The sequence below is a fragment of the Mucilaginibacter gossypiicola genome, assembly GCF_900110105.1.
Classification (GTDB): Bacteria; Bacteroidota; Bacteroidia; order Sphingobacteriales; family Sphingobacteriaceae; genus Mucilaginibacter; species Mucilaginibacter gossypiicola.
Map to the genome: position 1 here is coordinate 822,939 of NZ_FOCL01000001.1, position 15,325 is coordinate 838,263.

Genomic DNA, 15,325 nt, shown 5'->3' on the forward strand with positions numbered 1-15,325 from the left:
GAACGAATACTATTTGTTATCCACTAATAACTCAATGGTTGCCTCGTTCATAGTTTCCATCATTTTACCAAACATGATCATCAAATTTTTGAGTAGTTCGATATGGACTTTGCTATACTCTAATGGCTGCTTTTTATAAGCACTTTCTAACACTTCAAGTTGTATTCTATAGCTATGATAATGCCTATAACCAGTGCTATAGTAGGCTTGGATGACTCCTGGCCATACGTGCTTCGGGTAATGATTGGCAAAATCCTTGAAACTATAGTTTTGCGGATTTTTCGCCATTTCCTTTTTCCAGTGATCTAAGTACCCAGAGGCCTTTATAACATCGGTTATCGGTACATCAAATTCAGGATAACTGATGATTATTTGCTCTATCTGATCAAATGTTTGGATATCCTTGCCAGTTATATTTCTGGCGTTTTCCAATATTGAATTCTGAATATGTTTTTGCTCTTCAAGCTCAGGGCTTCCTTCAAGTGCATGAGCTATCTCTGCTGCAGTTCCTTCCCTTAAAACATTCGCAATGATCTCTACTTTATCGGATGTCATCAGATCGTTCAGAGAGCAATAGTCAGAATTAGGAACCAACTCTACACCGGCATCAGCGTATGCTTGTGCAACTAAACGCGAGCAAAATTGCCGATTTGCTTCAGTAGCATCAATATCAGGTTTTTTCAGTACCGCTTTGGCTTCAGCTAATGAGTATTGGGTACCGACTTTTTTACGCACGCTGTTCATCGCATTTTGAATAACTTTATCGTCGCTACTTTTGAGCCGAAGCGCTATTACATCGTCTTCTAATTCATACAGGTCGCGCATTGGGTTATCTGCCTGCACTCCTAAATCGTAAGAATGGATATAGCTGGAGTCACCTACATATAAAATGGCGTGATGATATTTGCATCCGGTTACACGATTCATCAGCGCGCTTAGCTCACGACTTGAAATCGTTAATAAAATATCTCCTGGTTCTAATTTAGTAAGATCTAAAACAAACTTATTATTTGATTCTGGCATGGTATAAATTGAGTTTGCAAAATTAAGCTGATTTTTTGGGGTTACCCGAATTTAGATTTAATAATCGGAGGTAGAATCTTGCATGACTATTTATAAGCTGTAGAAAGTCATATTAATTCTTGCGGGAAAATATATCGCTTATTTGGAGAGAGAGGTTTCGCAGACTTGCGATACCATTGTAAGGAAATGGGTAATGACTAAGGTTAGAAAATATAAAGCCCCATAGCACTCGCTGCATGGGGCTTTAAACCTAAACCTTATCACAATAAATGTCTCAAATGACATTTAAGAACTTGCAAGTTATAAAAATTTATAAAATCCTTAATAACGCTGGTTTCGCATTTTATTACGCATGTATTCCTGGAACCCGCGTTCTTCGGATTTACGCTGCTGGTATCTCTTCATGCGGTTGTTCCAACCTCTGAAAAAAGGCACCCAGATTCCAAAAGCAATTAAAAAAAATATGGCTTTGGCAGAGAACTGCTTAGTATTCGTTGCGGCCATCATCAGGCCGCATGAAATACAGATGGTAAAGATAAAATAGACAAATGTTTTCATAGCTTCAATACTTAAAAATACTAATTTTATTAGTCTATTGCAAGCTTTTTTTTATTAGTTTAACTCATAAACGCCATTGTTTCGCCGTGTTGCTAACACCAGTTCGCGCAGTGTTTCTACCAGGTCAGAGCACGGAATACCACGTAACCAGAGGTTTCGGTTTTCGGGATCGGTGGTCTTTAGGTTCAAATCCATCAGTCGCATGATTTGGAGCCAAACAGGTTGGATAAGCACATAATCTTTTATCCTGAATAGTTCGACCGTATCCACTCTTTTAAAAATCAGGCCCTGGCAAATCTGAAGGTATTCAGCGGTGATCAGGTATTTGATATGACGGATGTACCAGTACCGATAGGCAGCCATAAGAATGGCAGTCAGACTGAACCAGGTCAATCCGGGCCAAAAGCGCCAGGCCAGTAGCAAGATAACGATGGCAGTTACCAGATAACCAAATATCCGCATAAAAGCGAAGGTCGCGGCCGGTCGGATCAGCAGCGTTTCGGGTGGTGTAAAATCAGATGTTTCCATAATTAAGCCGTTAATGATTTTTTTCGGCAAGCAAAAGTTGCAGCCAGTTGAGATGTTCTGTTGGTTTCGATGTGCCACACCGAAAGCGAAAACCTGCCTGTTTACTGAAAGCGTTCAGGCTGAATACATCAGCCTGAACGCGGTAAGCCTGGTTCCTGAAAAATATGTCGAGTTGCCCCGCTTCATGACGAATAGAAATCGGCTTTCTTCGGATCGCGGCAGCGATACTTAAATCCATTACCGACCCTAAAAGGCTGTTTTCGGTTGCAAGTACATATGATTTGTGTTTACCGAGTGTGCTTAGCCTGGCACGCTGAATCAGTGATAAAGCACTGCCGGTAGATAATAGCAGGAGACTGTCGAGGTCGTTAAATGCCGGTGCATGGAAGTGCAGCCAGGCAATGGCTTCCATTGCCGACGTGCTTACCACTATTTTTTTTATGGTAGCAATGTTTGGAGCGCCAGCCTGCCAAAATTCATCGGTCACCGGGACCCGGTGAAAGCCGATACCGTAAGTTTCGGCCTCGTTACCATATTTAAACAGGATATTTCCGGCAGCATCAGACTGAAAAGATGGTGCCAGCCAGGCTTGAATTTGCGGGTTTATTCCAAGCCAGTCGAGGTAAGGATGCATTATCGGGAGCCGGTTCGGGAGTACGAGCGTTCGTACTCCTTGTTGTTACTTTCAGGCTTTTGCGCCATGGTTTCCCGGCGATCTTGTTTTTGAAACTGTTCAAGATCGCTGTAATAGCCTTTGCTGTTCTCTGTAGCTTTGGCATCATGTTCTTTGTGCCCGAACAGTGCTTTCAGGCCATGATAGACGGCATACGTCAACCCGCCATCCATAATGACCGAGGCGATCAGCAACATTTTGTTGGAGCGCAAACCTTCCTTTTCTTTCGCTGAAAACTGAACCTTTGTGCCGTCCTGCAATTCGACTTCTTTACCCTTGCGGTACCGTTCCTTTTGATCGAGTGACAGATCCTCGCCATTAATGCGGTCAGGTACCAGGATACGGCTCTGATCAGTTACGATAAACTCATTGGTTTCTTCATCAAACTCAATGAGGATATCCTGTGGATCACCTTCATCGTCAAAAATCATTTTCTCAATGTTGGGTACGTGCCCTTCTTCGAGGTTCAGGGCTTCGGTATCCGTCAGATAAGGCAGCTGTGGCGCTTCTTTATAAATTGGATGAACCATGAGTTCCAGGCCGCCTTCCTTAGCAGGCCTAACAGAGAGTTTGGCATCAAACTCGGGCAGGTTAAGTTCCGGCGCGAACTGATTTTTAAGGCGCAGCATTTCCGTGCGCCTGCCGGATAATAAAGTCATCAGGTTATCCTGGTCAATGGTTAACTTTCCTTCCCTGGCCAGACCTACCTTTTCCAGTTCATTGTATGGAAGCTGTTGCGCTTCATAAAGTTGTTGTTTCATTTAGCTTATCTTTTAAAACGGTTTCCGGCATTGTGTTCGATATCCTGAGCAACCACAGGTTCATTTTCCTGTTGCTGGCCTTCTTTATTGCCTTCCTGCTTAGTTTGTTCCTCTCGTTTTTCGCCCTGCTGCTGATCTTGTTTGAGGTCGAGCGTTTCGGCGCTACCAGGACTATTTAACTCTTTAAGCAAGGATTTATAAAGCCCCATCGAAGGAGTGATCCTGATTTTCTGATGGCTGGTCAAGTCTTCAATCTTGACCGCATTTTTCGATTGTTTTTCGATGATTCTGTAAGTGGTGTTATTGTAGGGGATTTCCAGGCCTACTTCCAGTTTACCCGATTGGGATTGGTTTTGCTTTTGATCCTGACTAACTTCCTGCTTTTGGGCTGGCTGACGCTCGTAGAGCATGACGTAATCGGCGATTTTCTGGGCGTCGTTTGCCGCGTTAAATAACTCACCCGGTTCTTCGGCAATCAGTTTGGCCCAATCCTTTGTCATGTTGGCATGTTCGCCAAGCTCGTAAGGCAGGTTAAGCTGTGCGCTCATGAAAACTGCGGCGATGTTGGTGCGGAGTGATTCTCTGACGATCTGATCTGATTGCGGCAGATCTGTTTCCGGACGGTTAAGCCTGGTTTCATGGGAGGTTGCTGCGGCAACTTCGCGTAAAGCGGCGGCATAATATAACTCTGGTCTGTCGAAATCTTCCATCGATGAAATTTGAATAGCATCCTTCTCCCGGTCGTAAGTGGTCATGAGGCCCGCCGGTTCAATTTTGATCTGGCTGTTATCGATAATGACCTGTGCCCGCTCCATCGGGGTCTTTTCATGCGGTTTCACCTCGCCGGATTTGAGGTTCATCAGGTCTTTGCCGTTGAACATCCTCGCTGTTACCGCGACCGGTTCATCCAATTTGACCCGCTCCATCTTTGGTGCGCCGTTTTCTTTAACTACGGGCTGGCCGTTTTCAGTCTTTTGGCGTAGTTCACGCGTTGAGTTAAACTCAATATCGACTCCGTAGGCACCGCGCTTTACCGGAGTGCGATTGAATTTTGCCTGGTCATAGGTAAGCCAACGGGGATCGCGACGGTTCTGCATCATCAATACAAGTGCTGCCGCACCCCGGTAAGGTTGCTTTGTACGCGCATTGATCGGCGTGTTAAACTGAGATGTACCATCTTCTCTGATGGCTTTAGTGAAGATCGATCTGTCTTCATTTAACAGGCCAGCCATTTTTTCGGCAACCTGTTCTGATAGCGGTTTTTGATTTTCGCTCATGGGATTAATGATTAATTGTTTCTTGATTTTTTAATGCCGCCGATAGAAAAGTCAGCGGGTTGATATACCCGTTATAGTACCGGATGGAAAAATGAAGGTGTTCAGCGGTGATCCTGCCCGTGGCACCGCTGATGGCGATGGGTATGCCGCAGGCTAATGAATCACCGGTGGCAACCAGGCACATCGAAAGGTGCCCATAGATGGCGCATAGCGGGCCATTTTGTATTTTAATAAAAATGCCGATAAAAGGATGATAACCGACTGAAGCTACCCGACCTGGGATGGCTGCATAAACGGTGTCGCTATGGGCACGGAGGTCTACACCCTCATGAAAGCAATCTTTGCCAGTTAATGGATGAATGCGGTTACCGAAGGATGAGGTTACGCGGAGGTGTTTCAATGGTAAACTCACTTGCGCATAAGCGGGGCCAGTCATAGCTAAGCAAGCAGCTAAGACCAGGTAACAGGTTCGCTTCATGGTTATTTTTTCTGAATGACTGATTGAGTTTCTTTCTCGGGCGCTGTAGCCGGAGGCGCACTTTTTTGGCGGAACTGTTTGACAATTGCTTCTGTTTCGCTGTTTATGCGGTTGAAGTTCTGGCGGAGGATTTCATCCTTTTTATCGCCGAAATGATAATAAACCGGAAGGTCACGATAGTTCTTTTCTTCGAGTGCTATTTCTTCCGCATTCAGGTTAACGCGGCAATTAATTGCCGAAGTTTCAAACTGACCAGTGTAGGTCTGCTGAACGTCCGCCGCCAGGAGGCCGACCATTTCGCCGGTATTTAAGGATGCCATTTTACCTGCTGGTATCAAGGCTTCCAGTTTTTCCTGTAGCGATGTAGATGTTTTGTTACGGTCAATGGAAAGGCTTTCGCCGATCTGTTTGGATTTACCAAACAGGCGTTCGAGCCAATCCAATGTTTCTTTATTTCGTACCGCACCGGCCAGTACGTTACCCACTACGGAGGTAATTGTTGCCGCTGTTTCTTTGCCATACTGCTGGTTAAATTGCGGCAACTCTTGCAACCCCATTAAAATGGCCACCTTATTGGATCTCGCAACTGCCAAAATATTCTCGATGCGGTGAGTATACAGGGTGGGAATTTCATCGATGACCAGCGCTGACGGGAGATTGCCTTTGTTATTAAGTAGTTTGGTCAATCGGTTAATGACTACTGAATAACAGGCCGAATTGATATTTTGCGTATTAGGATCATTCGCGATCACCAACATTCCAGGTGTTTCCGGTTCGGATATTTTGAGGTTAAAATCGTCCCCGGAGAATACCCAAAAAGTTTCCTTTGTCGCTAACCGGCTGATGAAGATTTTGAGTGTGCCGACTTGGCCCTCCAACTGGTCGAAAGCTTTTGCCATAAAAGCGCTCTTAAATGGCGACAGTAACGATACTAACTCCGGTTCAGAAAAGAGGGTATTGAAAATATCCTCGTAGGAATGATTTAAAAACGATAACACATGCGGCAAGCTCGAAAACTTACCGGTCTGGTGCTTACTGAAAAAGTAAATGCAGGCAGACAAAAAGTTGATGGCCGATTGCGTAAAAAACTGGTCGCTGCCGCCTGATTTATCACCTTTTTTCATCGCCTCTACCAAACCTTCGGCGCTTTCAGATGCATCGGCGAGAGATTGAAGGTAATCGCTTCGCCAGGGATTAATACGCCTGCTTCGCTCGGGATCGGTCAGGTTGATGACGTGGAAACTATGCTTCAGGCATTTGCCGTGCTGTTTGGCGAGCAGGTAATGGTAGTATGCAACCTTGCCTAAATCAGGGTACTTGTAATCATATAGACAGACGCAAAACTCTTTAGCGATAATTTGCCGCAGGTATGGGCAAACAATGCCAAAGGATTTTCCAGATCCAGGTACGCCTATAAGAAGCACACCTTTAAAGGGGTTTGCTATAGGTATGTACCCGTTATGCACTTTCTTATTGTAGTAGAACTGCATCGGGATGTTGACCGAATAAGGCGTTTCCACCGGCTTGAGCGGCTGCATAAAGCTTTCGCCTTCCACATTCCATTTATCCTTACCGAGGCCGGTGCGAATAAATTTGGAGATGTTGTCGCAGCTAAGGCTAATCATGATGGCTCCCGTTAGAGAGGCGGCCATATAAATGAGATTAAACCAGCTGGTATGGCCGAATGCATCGGCAGAGTCCCGGTTGTAGCAGATCGTGCTACCAAAAAATAGCAACAGGCCGATAGCTAATGGATAAAGGATCTGGGATTTGGGATTGAGGTCTGTTTGTTTCTTTGCTAAAGTGCCCACGCTGACCAGGCAGATGAGCAGTAGCGTTGAGAGTTTACTGTAAAGCAATTGCTGGTAAATCGGTATTTGGCTGATCTTATCGAGCGCATGCGCAAGGATGCCCCAGAATGGGGCTTGGGGATAAACGAACACACAAAATTCCAGTGCGATAGAGACATAGATCAGGCATTGCAAAAAGCCGTGCAGGCGTTGTTGCTCACGTGTTTCTTCCATGAAATTGTAGTATTTGAGAATTTGAAAAGCAGATGCCGGGGCACTGTTACCGGGAAATGTAACCTGCTGAACGCACCCTAACAGGGGTTTGGATTGAAGGATATTTGATCGCTATGAAGGGCGATCTTCTGGTATTAGCCTGCTTAACTCCGTTTAGAGGTTCATCGTGACCTATGGTAGGTATTGGATGGTGTTTCAACGTCCGGTTGAATATCAGGAACTATGGGTTGTTCCATTTCAATCGTCTGCAGGTTAGCAAGGGCATTTAAATATGCATTAGTTGGCGGGTGTTCCTGATAGTCGTGCGAGTAATCCCTTAGCGTCTTCAGGTTATAAAAGGAATTATAAATTTCCTGGCCATTGATTGTTATGGTAGCGATCAGCTCCATTTTATTGGCCCGCATGCCCTGGGAATCTGTGGCGGTAAATTGCAGCCTGGTGCTATCCGGTATTTCAATGATCTTGCCCCGCTTATAATCCTCCTGCTGTTCTTTGGATAACTGATAGCCGTTAACCTTTTCCGGTGCAATGAGATCGTTCACGTCAGTTTCCAAAAACTGATTGGTTTCCCGGTCATATTCTATCAGTACGTGTTTGGGTGAACCGTCAATAGCGGTCACCTGCTTTTCGATGACCAGTTGCCGGCGCGATTCCAACAGATTCATTTCTTCCTTTGACAGGTGATTTGGGCCGGTGCTTTGTAAATACACGGGGCTAATCAATAAAACGGGTACCCCTTGTTGATTCCTGATGAGCGATAGCTTTGCCTGGAGTGAAGCGATCTTCATTTCTGCAAATTCAAGGTTTCGGAGTTCAACGAGGCGTGTCCGTCGTCCGCCTAACAAGGCATTTTTATCGGTGGGTTCAAGAAAGATGAGGTCACCTTGAACAAGGTCTACGGCTGCGAGGCTCTTTAATGGTAAATCCTTTTCGCTAAATGATTGAGGGTTTAGCATATTGTTTTGTTTAGGAGGTAATGGACTTCAGTAGATAATTGGCAATGCATATCCTTTATCTGACCGATGGGATGATGTCAGCGTTAAGTATATCTTTATAAGGGATATGTAGAGAAATAACCCTGCCTGATAACTGCTTTTCATTAAGTTCAACCCGCAATAGCTTATTGCCAGGGAAGGTGAATTTCTTGAATACAAAAATGTTCCGGTAATGACGCGCGAATTGGGTCTGCTCAAAAAGAATAAACTCCGGTTTTATTTCGAGGGCCTGCACAGTTGATGCTTTGGTAACTTTCTGATCTTCGATGGTAAATCGAAAATTATCAATTTCATAGCTCAGCTTGCTTCGGTTGACATAGCCCAGATCAAGAAAGATATAATCGCCGAACGTGTATACATGATTAAGCCTGGCTTTGATATCGAATGCTTTGGCGTGCCGTAGGTTGGCTTCCGGGCGAAAACAAAGCAGGTTCGTGCTTAACCTTTTAAGTTCTGGCTGAGATAGACTAACCCCGATATCGAGCGGCCTCGTCTCCGAGGGTTGAATTTCTATTTCAGATTGGATGGCCCCCCCATCCGACGCAGACCATTCAATACGGTATTGCGCCAAAAACTTTTCACCGGCGATGGTTACTATGGCTTCACGACCAGCAATTTTTGACGAATCCGAACGATAACGGATACGCAGCACGTTTTTTACCGGCAGATCTCCGACAATACTTTTAGAGGAAATATCCACGTATTGAATAGGTTCAGGGGAAATAAAGTGTACCGAAAGGCTGTCGGGTAAATAAACTACGGGTAAGTCTGATTTACGGGTGCCCTCGGGCAAATTGATTTTTTGGGCATAGGAATGCAGGGCCGCTATGAAGATAGCAGCGAGCGTAAACAGGAAATTTTTCATTACTGATTTAAGTTTTTAGTGTCAATGAGGTAGATGTAACTGTTGTATTTGATTTTCGCCTTGTTTTTGCGAATGGCCGAGGCGATGGCGGTCGATGTCGATTGAAAGAGTTTGCTGGCGGTGCTCATTAAAAACTGGCTGCCGGAACCGGAACCGTTGTCGATGGATACCCCTTGTATGGAATTAGTGCCGAGATCTTTGGTAAAATCCCTGAATTGAGAATCGGGCACATAAAGGCCCGGCAACCCATCCTGGTCATAAATATCCAGCTTAACAGGGAGCAACTGGCCATTATACAGAATTGACCTCACCGTGAGCACCACGCGCTGACCGGAAAAGCCACTGATGAGCGCATAAAGGTAACTGTCTTTAGGTACGGTCACCTTTCCGGCTACAATGGGTTCTAATAACCGTAGCCGGATGCGTGAACCAGCGTAACCCGTTATACTTTCATCGATCATGGCCGTGATAAAAGATTGATCCTTTTGCGGTTTGATGGTGTTAAACTCATCGGTCGATTCGCTGAATTTGACGACACTTAGCGTTTGGTCTTCGGCCTTTTTCTGCGCTGCTTTTAATTTGGCTTCCTGCTGTTCCTTCTGGTAATTTGGATCGCCTAACTTCTTGATGCTATCCATGTAGGCCATTTGCTTTTTGAACAGTTCCATCGGGTCTTTCTCGCCGGGCTGCGCAGTGCCACTATTAAGCGGTGGCAGGGATTTTTGCTGATGTGAGATCAGGTTTAAAGCATCGGCCATTTGCTGGTCGTGACTATTATAGGTGCTTTTGGGAATTTGTGTTTTTGATGTCGGCATGATGAAGCGTTGTTTCATCACGCTGTCGATGGAATCCAGTTGTCTTTTCTGGCGGGTGGCGGTGCTCATACCGCCATTGCCTGGTGCTTCAGATGGTATTGGCGATACGGCCGAATTACCATCCGCATTCTTGTACCTGTCCCGGTATGCGTCGAGCTTGTTTTCGAGGTTGCGTTTTTTGATGTCGGGGGAAACGTCCGCCACCGTGCTGTTGAAGCCAGCTTCGTGTTTCACCTGCTTTTTGTTTTTCGAAGCGCTGCTATGATAGACGTAGAAAAACAGGCAAAGGAAAGGCAGCGCCAGCAACGGAAGAATGTACTTGGGTTGTCGGAGATTGATTTTCATTTTCTTTGATTGAATTTGTGGTTGAGTTTTTGAAAACTGTCAAGGGCGGTATCGAGCCTGGCACTGTCCGCGCTGGTTAGCTGTTTCTTTTCTGATAGGCTGTCGATCATTTTGCGGAGGGCAAGCATTTCCTGAATGGCGTTACCGGTAGCCATGATTTGCTGAAATCCACCGGTAACGGGCGATTTTGCAATAACCGTTTTATGTGGGCGTAAGGTTATATGAGGCGATCTGTGAGACGTTAGAATGATGATCACCGAAAGCAGCATACTGGCCACCATTACCCAAAAGATGGCTTTCGTGTTTTTAGCAGCGAACTGGCTGGCTGTACTTTTTGCCCTGTCCAGATAAGGTGCGAACTCTTTTTTAAGTTCGGAATAGGCCGTATCCCTGGGATCACGGTCAGAGCGTATTTTTTTGAACATCCTGCAAGTCTTTATTTTCAAGTGTTTTCCAGCCACAGATGAGAACCCCATGAGGGTTGTTGTCGCTTCGGGGGATATCTTTCAGGTAGCCTTCGGTTATCAGTGAGCGAATCACGGTGGAGCTGCGGCGGTCGATTTTAAGTTTACCATAGTACCTGAAATATTTACGGTTGAGGTCAAGGCTGATCGAATCCGTAGTGAGCGTTAGTACCGAACTGGAAGACAGTATGGAGTTGAAATACCCGTTTTCCTTGAGATTATTGTATTCCTGCACGCCGGATTCGTCAACCAGGTACATTGCTTTTTTCAGCTGGTAATCGATGTATTTATCATCCGGTGTAAGGGAAAAGAACAGGCTATGAAAGCGTTCGATATCTGCCCGGTATTCCACTGGGCGGTTAACGGCGACATCCGTTTGATTCGCCATGATGGGGATGTTACCGGCCAATATGTATATACTCTTGCGGGCATCGGCCGCCTGCCGGCTGGCGAATGCCAGCGCGGTGACAGCGATAATGATGGCAGTCAGGAAACTACCCCACGCTAAAAAAGTGGCCAACTTTATTTTGGCTTCAATGTTCTTGATGATCATAAAATTGGAGTTGGGTTAAATAAAACTGCCGGAGACCCTGCGGCCGACAGCGAAAACGGTAGCGGCACCACGGCTGGCGCTGGAGGTGGCCGAGCTGATACCGGAGGTAGAGATGATCCAGGTGGATATACTCGGAACGGTAAACATGCAGATGGCACCGATCAGGAAAACGATAATTACCGTTCCAAAGGACAGGATGCCGTTACCTGCAAACCACGCAAGCTTTTCAAGGTCGGCGCTGGCACCATTCTGGCCAACCAATACCTGGTAGCGACTGATTTCCGATTGCATACCGTATTCCTGCATCAGGGCGCAGAGATACATGATGAGGTAACCAATTCCGGAGTACAGGTTCACGGATATAAAACGGGCGATCCAGGTACTGAAACTGTCACGGAAAGCAGGAAGTATGCTGGCTGCGACGGAGAACGGCCCGAGTATCACCAATATCGATGAATAGATAATCTGAATCATAAAGATGATGTAGACTGCTATCCTAAGAATCCAGATCGCGAGCAGTTCGAGCAGCTCCGTGACGAGTAATTGCATCCCCACTTGCAGCCGGTTTTTCAACTCCAATAATGGCGAAACCACATCAGAGATACCCTGTTTTACAGTGCTGGTAACAGAATCCCAAGCCTGTCCGTACCATGTATCACTTTCTTTTTCAGCAACCTCGGTTTGTGCCTGGTAAGTGATGAGCGAATTGGCTACCGCTAAGATGAGGTTGGCACGTTGAAACCGTAAACCTTCCACATTTTGCTGTTCACTCTCGAACATCTGATCTGTTTGCGCCTGCACGAGGTCTGTAGGAAAAGCGATCATTTTTACGAAAGCGCCCCACCAGATGATGACCATGGCCAATGCGAAGGGTCGTAACAGCGGCATGATCTCCATTTTTTTATCGCCGACCATCATTTCGTAAGATTTTACAGAAAAGAAGATGATCATAAATATGGCTGCAAGCGCCTGCGCGTCGCCGATGAACAAACCGAAGTGCGACCAAATGGAATCTTTAAGGCCACCTAAAAAGGTCATCATACCGTTTTCATAGATACCGTCACCCTGAAGGAATTGAATTGATTGTTTATAATTGGCTGTGTCGATGGTATTCTGCGCAAAACTTCCGGTGGCCATGACCAGGAAGAGCATGGATAGTAGAATGATTTTCTTTTTCATGAGTTAGTATTTTGCGTGCTGTAATACTTTATTGGCAATCTGTACATCCGTTTGCGGCGACCATGGGCCGGGGTTTACGGCTGCTGTTTTGATACGGTGCTGCTGGCTTGCCATTTGGATATCCTTCTGTGCGGCCGAGATGCGAATGTTCCAAACCCCTGCAAGGCGCTCATAATCTTTCAGCATCCGGTAATAAGCCATAATACGGGACCCGCGATCCATGTCGGTCGCTCTGGCACCGTTTAACCTTTGCTGGAGCATGGACAGCTCGTTGGTATACCAGTTATAAGTACCCTCGGTGACCAGCTTGGCGCTGACTTCCGTGGGAAGCGCACCGAGCAGCGATGCTGCTGAATAGTTCAGTAATGGCTTAAACTGCTGGTTATAGTAGAGCAACCAAAGCGGATCAGTATCTGATAGCAGGCCGGATTGACTGGCGATTTGTGAAAGTGCCGTGTTGCGTACGGTGTCGGATTGCAGTTTGTATTTGTTATCGATGCTGTTTTGCGTACCTACCAGGGCGAGGCGTTGTGTTTGCGGCCCGGTGGCTGACAGGGGCCTGAGATCAGTTTTGTGATAATTGGGATAAAAGAACCCCCATATCAGCCAGTAATAAGGGTTGAGACTTAGAAAGCCAGCTTTCGGATCGAATTTGTTCTGATCCCATTGCAGGTACACCATCCGCTGTTCCTGATGAATGATCGCTTTATCGTTGATCTCTTCCTGTGCGTTTGCTTTAAAAATGAATAAGCAACAGAGGATTGACAGTATAAATATTTGTTTCATTGTTGCAGGTATTTGGATTTGGTAATAATTTGGCTGGCGAGGTTCAGATCCTTGTTGACCCAGGCCTGATAGGGATTAACAGAAGCGATCAATCCACGGGTTTTCGCCCAGAACATCGCGCGATAAGCACCATAGGCAAGCGCATCGATGATTTGTAATTGTTGCGTAACCTTGCGTAATAACTGATCCCGGCTGTTGTAGTCCGCAAGTACATTATTGCCTTCCTTCAAAACATAGCCGGACACATCAGTGACGAGCGCAATTGCCCGGGCCTGCATCTGCTGCTGGATATTTTGGGTAAAGAGCAAAAGCTCTGGCTGTGCTTTTGCCATTTCCAGGCATTGATTTAGGTTACCAACCATGTCGGCAACGATGACACTGAGATTTTTGAATGCAAGCCCGTCCTTCAATGCGGAGTTTACATTCGCCAATCCATTGTAAATAATGTTCTGTGCCAGAACGACGGAACTGACGTTTGTATTCATCGTATTCAGGTTGCCGTTGATTTTTCCTAAATACTGATTGTGGGTGGATTCTGCCGAGCTGCGCACCAGCCCATTTTCGATGACCGCTGCAAAATGCTGCGGATCGAAAACGATTTCCTGCGCCCTGGCCTGTAACAGGCCAAGGCATAGGGCAAACACTAAGAAACTTTTCATTATTTGAGGTATTTGGCGTTTTGGAGAATGTTGTTAACCATGTTTTTATCCTGATCTACCCAGGTTTGAAACGGGTTAAGTGATTTAAGTACTGATGCCAGGTTAGAATATTGCAACAGGTTGAGAAGGTTGCCGGACAATTCCTGTATTCGGCTGAGCTGTTGAATGATGTAGTCGAACAGCAATTTGCGGTCGGATTGTTTCATCTGGTTTACATCACCATAGGACAAGATCAGGCCAGCGACATATCCCGACAGGGCTTCCGCTTTTTCAGCAAATTCAACTTCCGTATGATAGCTCAATGGAATGATAGCCGGGTTCTTTTGTGCGAGCACAATAATCTGCTGCTGATTATTGACTATTCGATTGATGACGGGTACAGCATATATGCCTACATCAGCAGCGCTGATAAGCGTACCCAAGGCATTGTAGCGGTTCTGGATGGTTCTGTAAACCCCCTTCAGTTTGTCCAGTAGGGTTTCGTTGGCTTGTTCATTAGCGGTATTTAAAGCCTGTTGATTTTTTGCGGCCACCTGCCTGCTATGCTCATCCTGAGATTCGTTAATCAGCTGGTACATACCTGGCAAGTCGAGTGCATTCTTTTGCGCCATTACCGGCAGGCTAAGGGAAAAGAGGCAGATGATCATGATGAGATTTTTCATTGCTTCAGGTATTTAGCGTTATTGATTACGTCTGTAGCGATGCGGACATCCTGATTCTGCCATGTCGCCCATGGGTTGAGTGATCTAAATATCCCGTTCATTCTGGCCCAGTACATGGCGCGGGACATACCATAAGCAATACCACGCAAAACCTGCATGTTGGTAGCAATGTGATTAAGCAGCCGCCCGCGTTCACCGGAGTCCATGAGGTTGGCATTGCCTCCTTTCATGACATACGCGCTTACATCTGCTGCTAAGGCAACGGCCCTTGATTCAAAGTCGCGGGCACCCTGCTCCGCAAAAAGCAGCAATACGGGGTTTGATTTTGCGTAGGTTAAAGCCTGTTGCACGTCGGTTACAATGTCACTACCGCAATCGGCGATGTCCTTAATGGTATAGAGATTGGAGATTACGGAAGCTACCTGGCTAAGCCCTTTATAAATATTGTTTTGCAGGTCATTGGCAACGGTCAACTGGCCGGTGAGTGCCAATTGACCCTTTGAGATAAGGCTGAGGTTGTTGTTGGTGGTATTGAGCTGGCCGTTGATCACCCCGGCATTTACCGCGACGGCGGCAGAAGTTGTGGGATCAACCACCAATTCCTGGGCCCAAACTTTATGCAAAAGCATAAAAAGCAGCGGAAAAAGTACAATCATCAGTTTCATGGTCGTCGTTTTAAT

General features: G+C 46.0%; 18 protein-coding genes. All 18 read right to left on the bottom strand.

Going from position 1 to position 15,325, the window contains the following annotated elements:
• Positions 1-9: 9 nt before the first annotated feature.
• The 18 genes from BMX50_RS03375 to BMX50_RS03460 all read right to left on the bottom strand — a co-directional run bounded on the left by BMX50_RS03375 (position 10) and on the right by BMX50_RS03460 (position 15,310).
• On the bottom strand, positions 10-1,023 hold the full coding sequence (locus tag BMX50_RS03375; RefSeq protein ID WP_091207633.1) for a YiiX/YebB-like N1pC/P60 family cysteine hydrolase: 1,014 nt from the start codon (positions 1,021-1,023) through the stop codon (positions 10-12).
• 321 nt (positions 1,024-1,344) lie between these two features.
• Complete coding sequence (locus BMX50_RS03380) at positions 1,345-1,581, bottom strand: hypothetical protein (protein WP_091207635.1); 237 nt, start codon at positions 1,579-1,581, stop codon at positions 1,345-1,347.
• Positions 1,582-1,635: 54 nt separating this feature from the next.
• The gene (locus BMX50_RS03385) at positions 1,636-2,109 is read right to left on the bottom strand and encodes a PH domain-containing protein (protein ID WP_143065072.1); all 474 of its coding nucleotides are present in this window, start codon (positions 2,107-2,109) and stop codon (positions 1,636-1,638) included.
• Between the two features lie 10 nt (positions 2,110-2,119).
• Complete coding sequence (locus tag BMX50_RS03390) at positions 2,120-2,743, bottom strand: hypothetical protein (RefSeq protein WP_091207639.1); 624 nt, start codon at positions 2,741-2,743, stop codon at positions 2,120-2,122.
• On the bottom strand, positions 2,743-3,543 hold the full coding sequence (locus BMX50_RS03395) for a DUF4099 domain-containing protein (RefSeq protein ID WP_091207643.1): 801 nt from the start codon (positions 3,541-3,543) through the stop codon (positions 2,743-2,745). Before BMX50_RS03395 ends, BMX50_RS03390 begins: the two co-directional genes overlap by 1 nt.
• A 5-nt stretch (positions 3,544-3,548) precedes the next feature.
• Positions 3,549-4,820, bottom strand: coding sequence for a zincin-like metallopeptidase domain-containing protein (locus BMX50_RS03400; RefSeq protein ID WP_091207646.1), 1,272 nt, complete (start codon positions 4,818-4,820; stop codon positions 3,549-3,551).
• Positions 4,821-4,824: 4 nt separating this feature from the next.
• Positions 4,825-5,298: a M23 family metallopeptidase gene (locus BMX50_RS03405; protein WP_091207649.1), complete on the bottom strand. Its 474-nt coding sequence runs from the start codon at positions 5,296-5,298 to the stop codon at positions 4,825-4,827.
• A gap of 2 nt (positions 5,299-5,300) precedes the next feature.
• Positions 5,301-7,322, bottom strand: a complete 2,022-nt coding sequence (locus tag BMX50_RS03410; RefSeq protein WP_091207652.1) for a type IV secretory system conjugative DNA transfer family protein — start codon at positions 7,320-7,322, stop codon at positions 5,301-5,303.
• A 161-nt stretch (positions 7,323-7,483) separates the two neighbouring features.
• Positions 7,484-8,278, bottom strand: a complete 795-nt coding sequence (locus tag BMX50_RS03415) for a DUF4099 domain-containing protein (RefSeq protein ID WP_091207654.1) — start codon at positions 8,276-8,278, stop codon at positions 7,484-7,486.
• 55 nt (positions 8,279-8,333) lie between these two features.
• On the bottom strand, positions 8,334-9,182 hold the full coding sequence (locus BMX50_RS03420; protein ID WP_091207659.1) for a DUF4138 domain-containing protein: 849 nt from the start codon (positions 9,180-9,182) through the stop codon (positions 8,334-8,336).
• Positions 9,182-10,342 carry a conjugative transposon protein TraM gene (gene traM, locus BMX50_RS03425; RefSeq protein ID WP_091207662.1) on the bottom strand — a complete coding sequence of 387 codons (1,161 nt, stop codon included), beginning with the start codon at positions 10,340-10,342 and terminating at the stop codon, positions 9,182-9,184. Before traM ends, BMX50_RS03420 begins: the two co-directional genes overlap by 1 nt.
• Complete coding sequence (locus BMX50_RS03430; protein ID WP_091207665.1) at positions 10,339-10,767, bottom strand: hypothetical protein; 429 nt, start codon at positions 10,765-10,767, stop codon at positions 10,339-10,341. Before BMX50_RS03430 ends, traM begins: the two co-directional genes overlap by 4 nt.
• The gene (traK, locus tag BMX50_RS03435) at positions 10,745-11,359 is read right to left on the bottom strand and encodes a conjugative transposon protein TraK (protein WP_091207667.1); all 615 of its coding nucleotides are present in this window, start codon (positions 11,357-11,359) and stop codon (positions 10,745-10,747) included. The genes BMX50_RS03430 and traK overlap by 23 nt, the downstream gene beginning before the upstream one ends.
• A gap of 15 nt (positions 11,360-11,374) precedes the next feature.
• Positions 11,375-12,511 (bottom strand): TraJ family protein, encoded by a 1,137-nt coding sequence (locus tag BMX50_RS03440; protein WP_244280836.1) that lies wholly within the window; start codon positions 12,509-12,511, stop codon positions 11,375-11,377.
• Positions 12,512-12,541: 30 nt separating this feature from the next.
• Entirely contained in the window at positions 12,542-13,324 is a 783-nt protein-coding gene (locus tag BMX50_RS03445; protein WP_091207673.1) for a hypothetical protein, read from the bottom strand.
• Positions 13,321-13,983 carry a hypothetical protein gene (locus BMX50_RS03450; protein WP_091207675.1) on the bottom strand — a complete coding sequence of 221 codons (663 nt, stop codon included), beginning with the start codon at positions 13,981-13,983 and terminating at the stop codon, positions 13,321-13,323. Before BMX50_RS03450 ends, BMX50_RS03445 begins: the two co-directional genes overlap by 4 nt.
• Entirely contained in the window at positions 13,983-14,645 is a 663-nt protein-coding gene (locus tag BMX50_RS03455; RefSeq protein WP_091207678.1) for a hypothetical protein, read from the bottom strand. The genes BMX50_RS03450 and BMX50_RS03455 overlap by 1 nt, the downstream gene beginning before the upstream one ends.
• Positions 14,642-15,310, bottom strand: a complete 669-nt coding sequence (locus BMX50_RS03460; protein WP_091207680.1) for a hypothetical protein — start codon at positions 15,308-15,310, stop codon at positions 14,642-14,644. Before BMX50_RS03460 ends, BMX50_RS03455 begins: the two co-directional genes overlap by 4 nt.
• Between the last annotated feature and the right edge of the window lie 15 nt (positions 15,311-15,325).

Coding starts and splice junctions, on each gene's coding strand:
- BMX50_RS03375 (WP_091207633.1), bottom strand. CDS start 1,023: ATGCCAGAATCAAATAATAAGTTTGTTTTAGATCTTACTAAATTAGAA.
- BMX50_RS03380 (WP_091207635.1), bottom strand. CDS start 1,581: ATGAAAACATTTGTCTATTTTATCTTTACCATCTGTATTTCATGCGGC.
- BMX50_RS03385 (WP_143065072.1), bottom strand. CDS start 2,109: ATGGAAACATCTGATTTTACACCACCCGAAACGCTGCTGATCCGACCG.
- BMX50_RS03390 (WP_091207639.1), bottom strand. CDS start 2,743: ATGCATCCTTACCTCGACTGGCTTGGAATAAACCCGCAAATTCAAGCC.
- BMX50_RS03395 (WP_091207643.1), bottom strand. CDS start 3,543: ATGAAACAACAACTTTATGAAGCGCAACAGCTTCCATACAATGAACTG.
- BMX50_RS03400 (WP_091207646.1), bottom strand. CDS start 4,820: ATGAGCGAAAATCAAAAACCGCTATCAGAACAGGTTGCCGAAAAAATG.
- BMX50_RS03405 (WP_091207649.1), bottom strand. CDS start 5,298: ATGAAGCGAACCTGTTACCTGGTCTTAGCTGCTTGCTTAGCTATGACT.
- BMX50_RS03410 (WP_091207652.1), bottom strand. CDS start 7,322: ATGGAAGAAACACGTGAGCAACAACGCCTGCACGGCTTTTTGCAATGC.
- BMX50_RS03415 (WP_091207654.1), bottom strand. CDS start 8,278: ATGCTAAACCCTCAATCATTTAGCGAAAAGGATTTACCATTAAAGAGC.
- BMX50_RS03420 (WP_091207659.1), bottom strand. CDS start 9,182: ATGAAAAATTTCCTGTTTACGCTCGCTGCTATCTTCATAGCGGCCCTG.
- traM (WP_091207662.1), bottom strand. CDS start 10,342: ATGAAAATCAATCTCCGACAACCCAAGTACATTCTTCCGTTGCTGGCG.
- BMX50_RS03430 (WP_091207665.1), bottom strand. CDS start 10,767: ATGTTCAAAAAAATACGCTCTGACCGTGATCCCAGGGATACGGCCTAT.
- traK (WP_091207667.1), bottom strand. CDS start 11,359: ATGATCATCAAGAACATTGAAGCCAAAATAAAGTTGGCCACTTTTTTA.
- BMX50_RS03440 (WP_244280836.1), bottom strand. CDS start 12,511: ATGCTCTTCCTGGTCATGGCCACCGGAAGTTTTGCGCAGAATACCATC.
- BMX50_RS03445 (WP_091207673.1), bottom strand. CDS start 13,324: ATGAAACAAATATTTATACTGTCAATCCTCTGTTGCTTATTCATTTTT.
- BMX50_RS03450 (WP_091207675.1), bottom strand. CDS start 13,983: ATGAAAAGTTTCTTAGTGTTTGCCCTATGCCTTGGCCTGTTACAGGCC.
- BMX50_RS03455 (WP_091207678.1), bottom strand. CDS start 14,645: ATGAAAAATCTCATCATGATCATCTGCCTCTTTTCCCTTAGCCTGCCG.
- BMX50_RS03460 (WP_091207680.1), bottom strand. CDS start 15,310: ATGAAACTGATGATTGTACTTTTTCCGCTGCTTTTTATGCTTTTGCAT.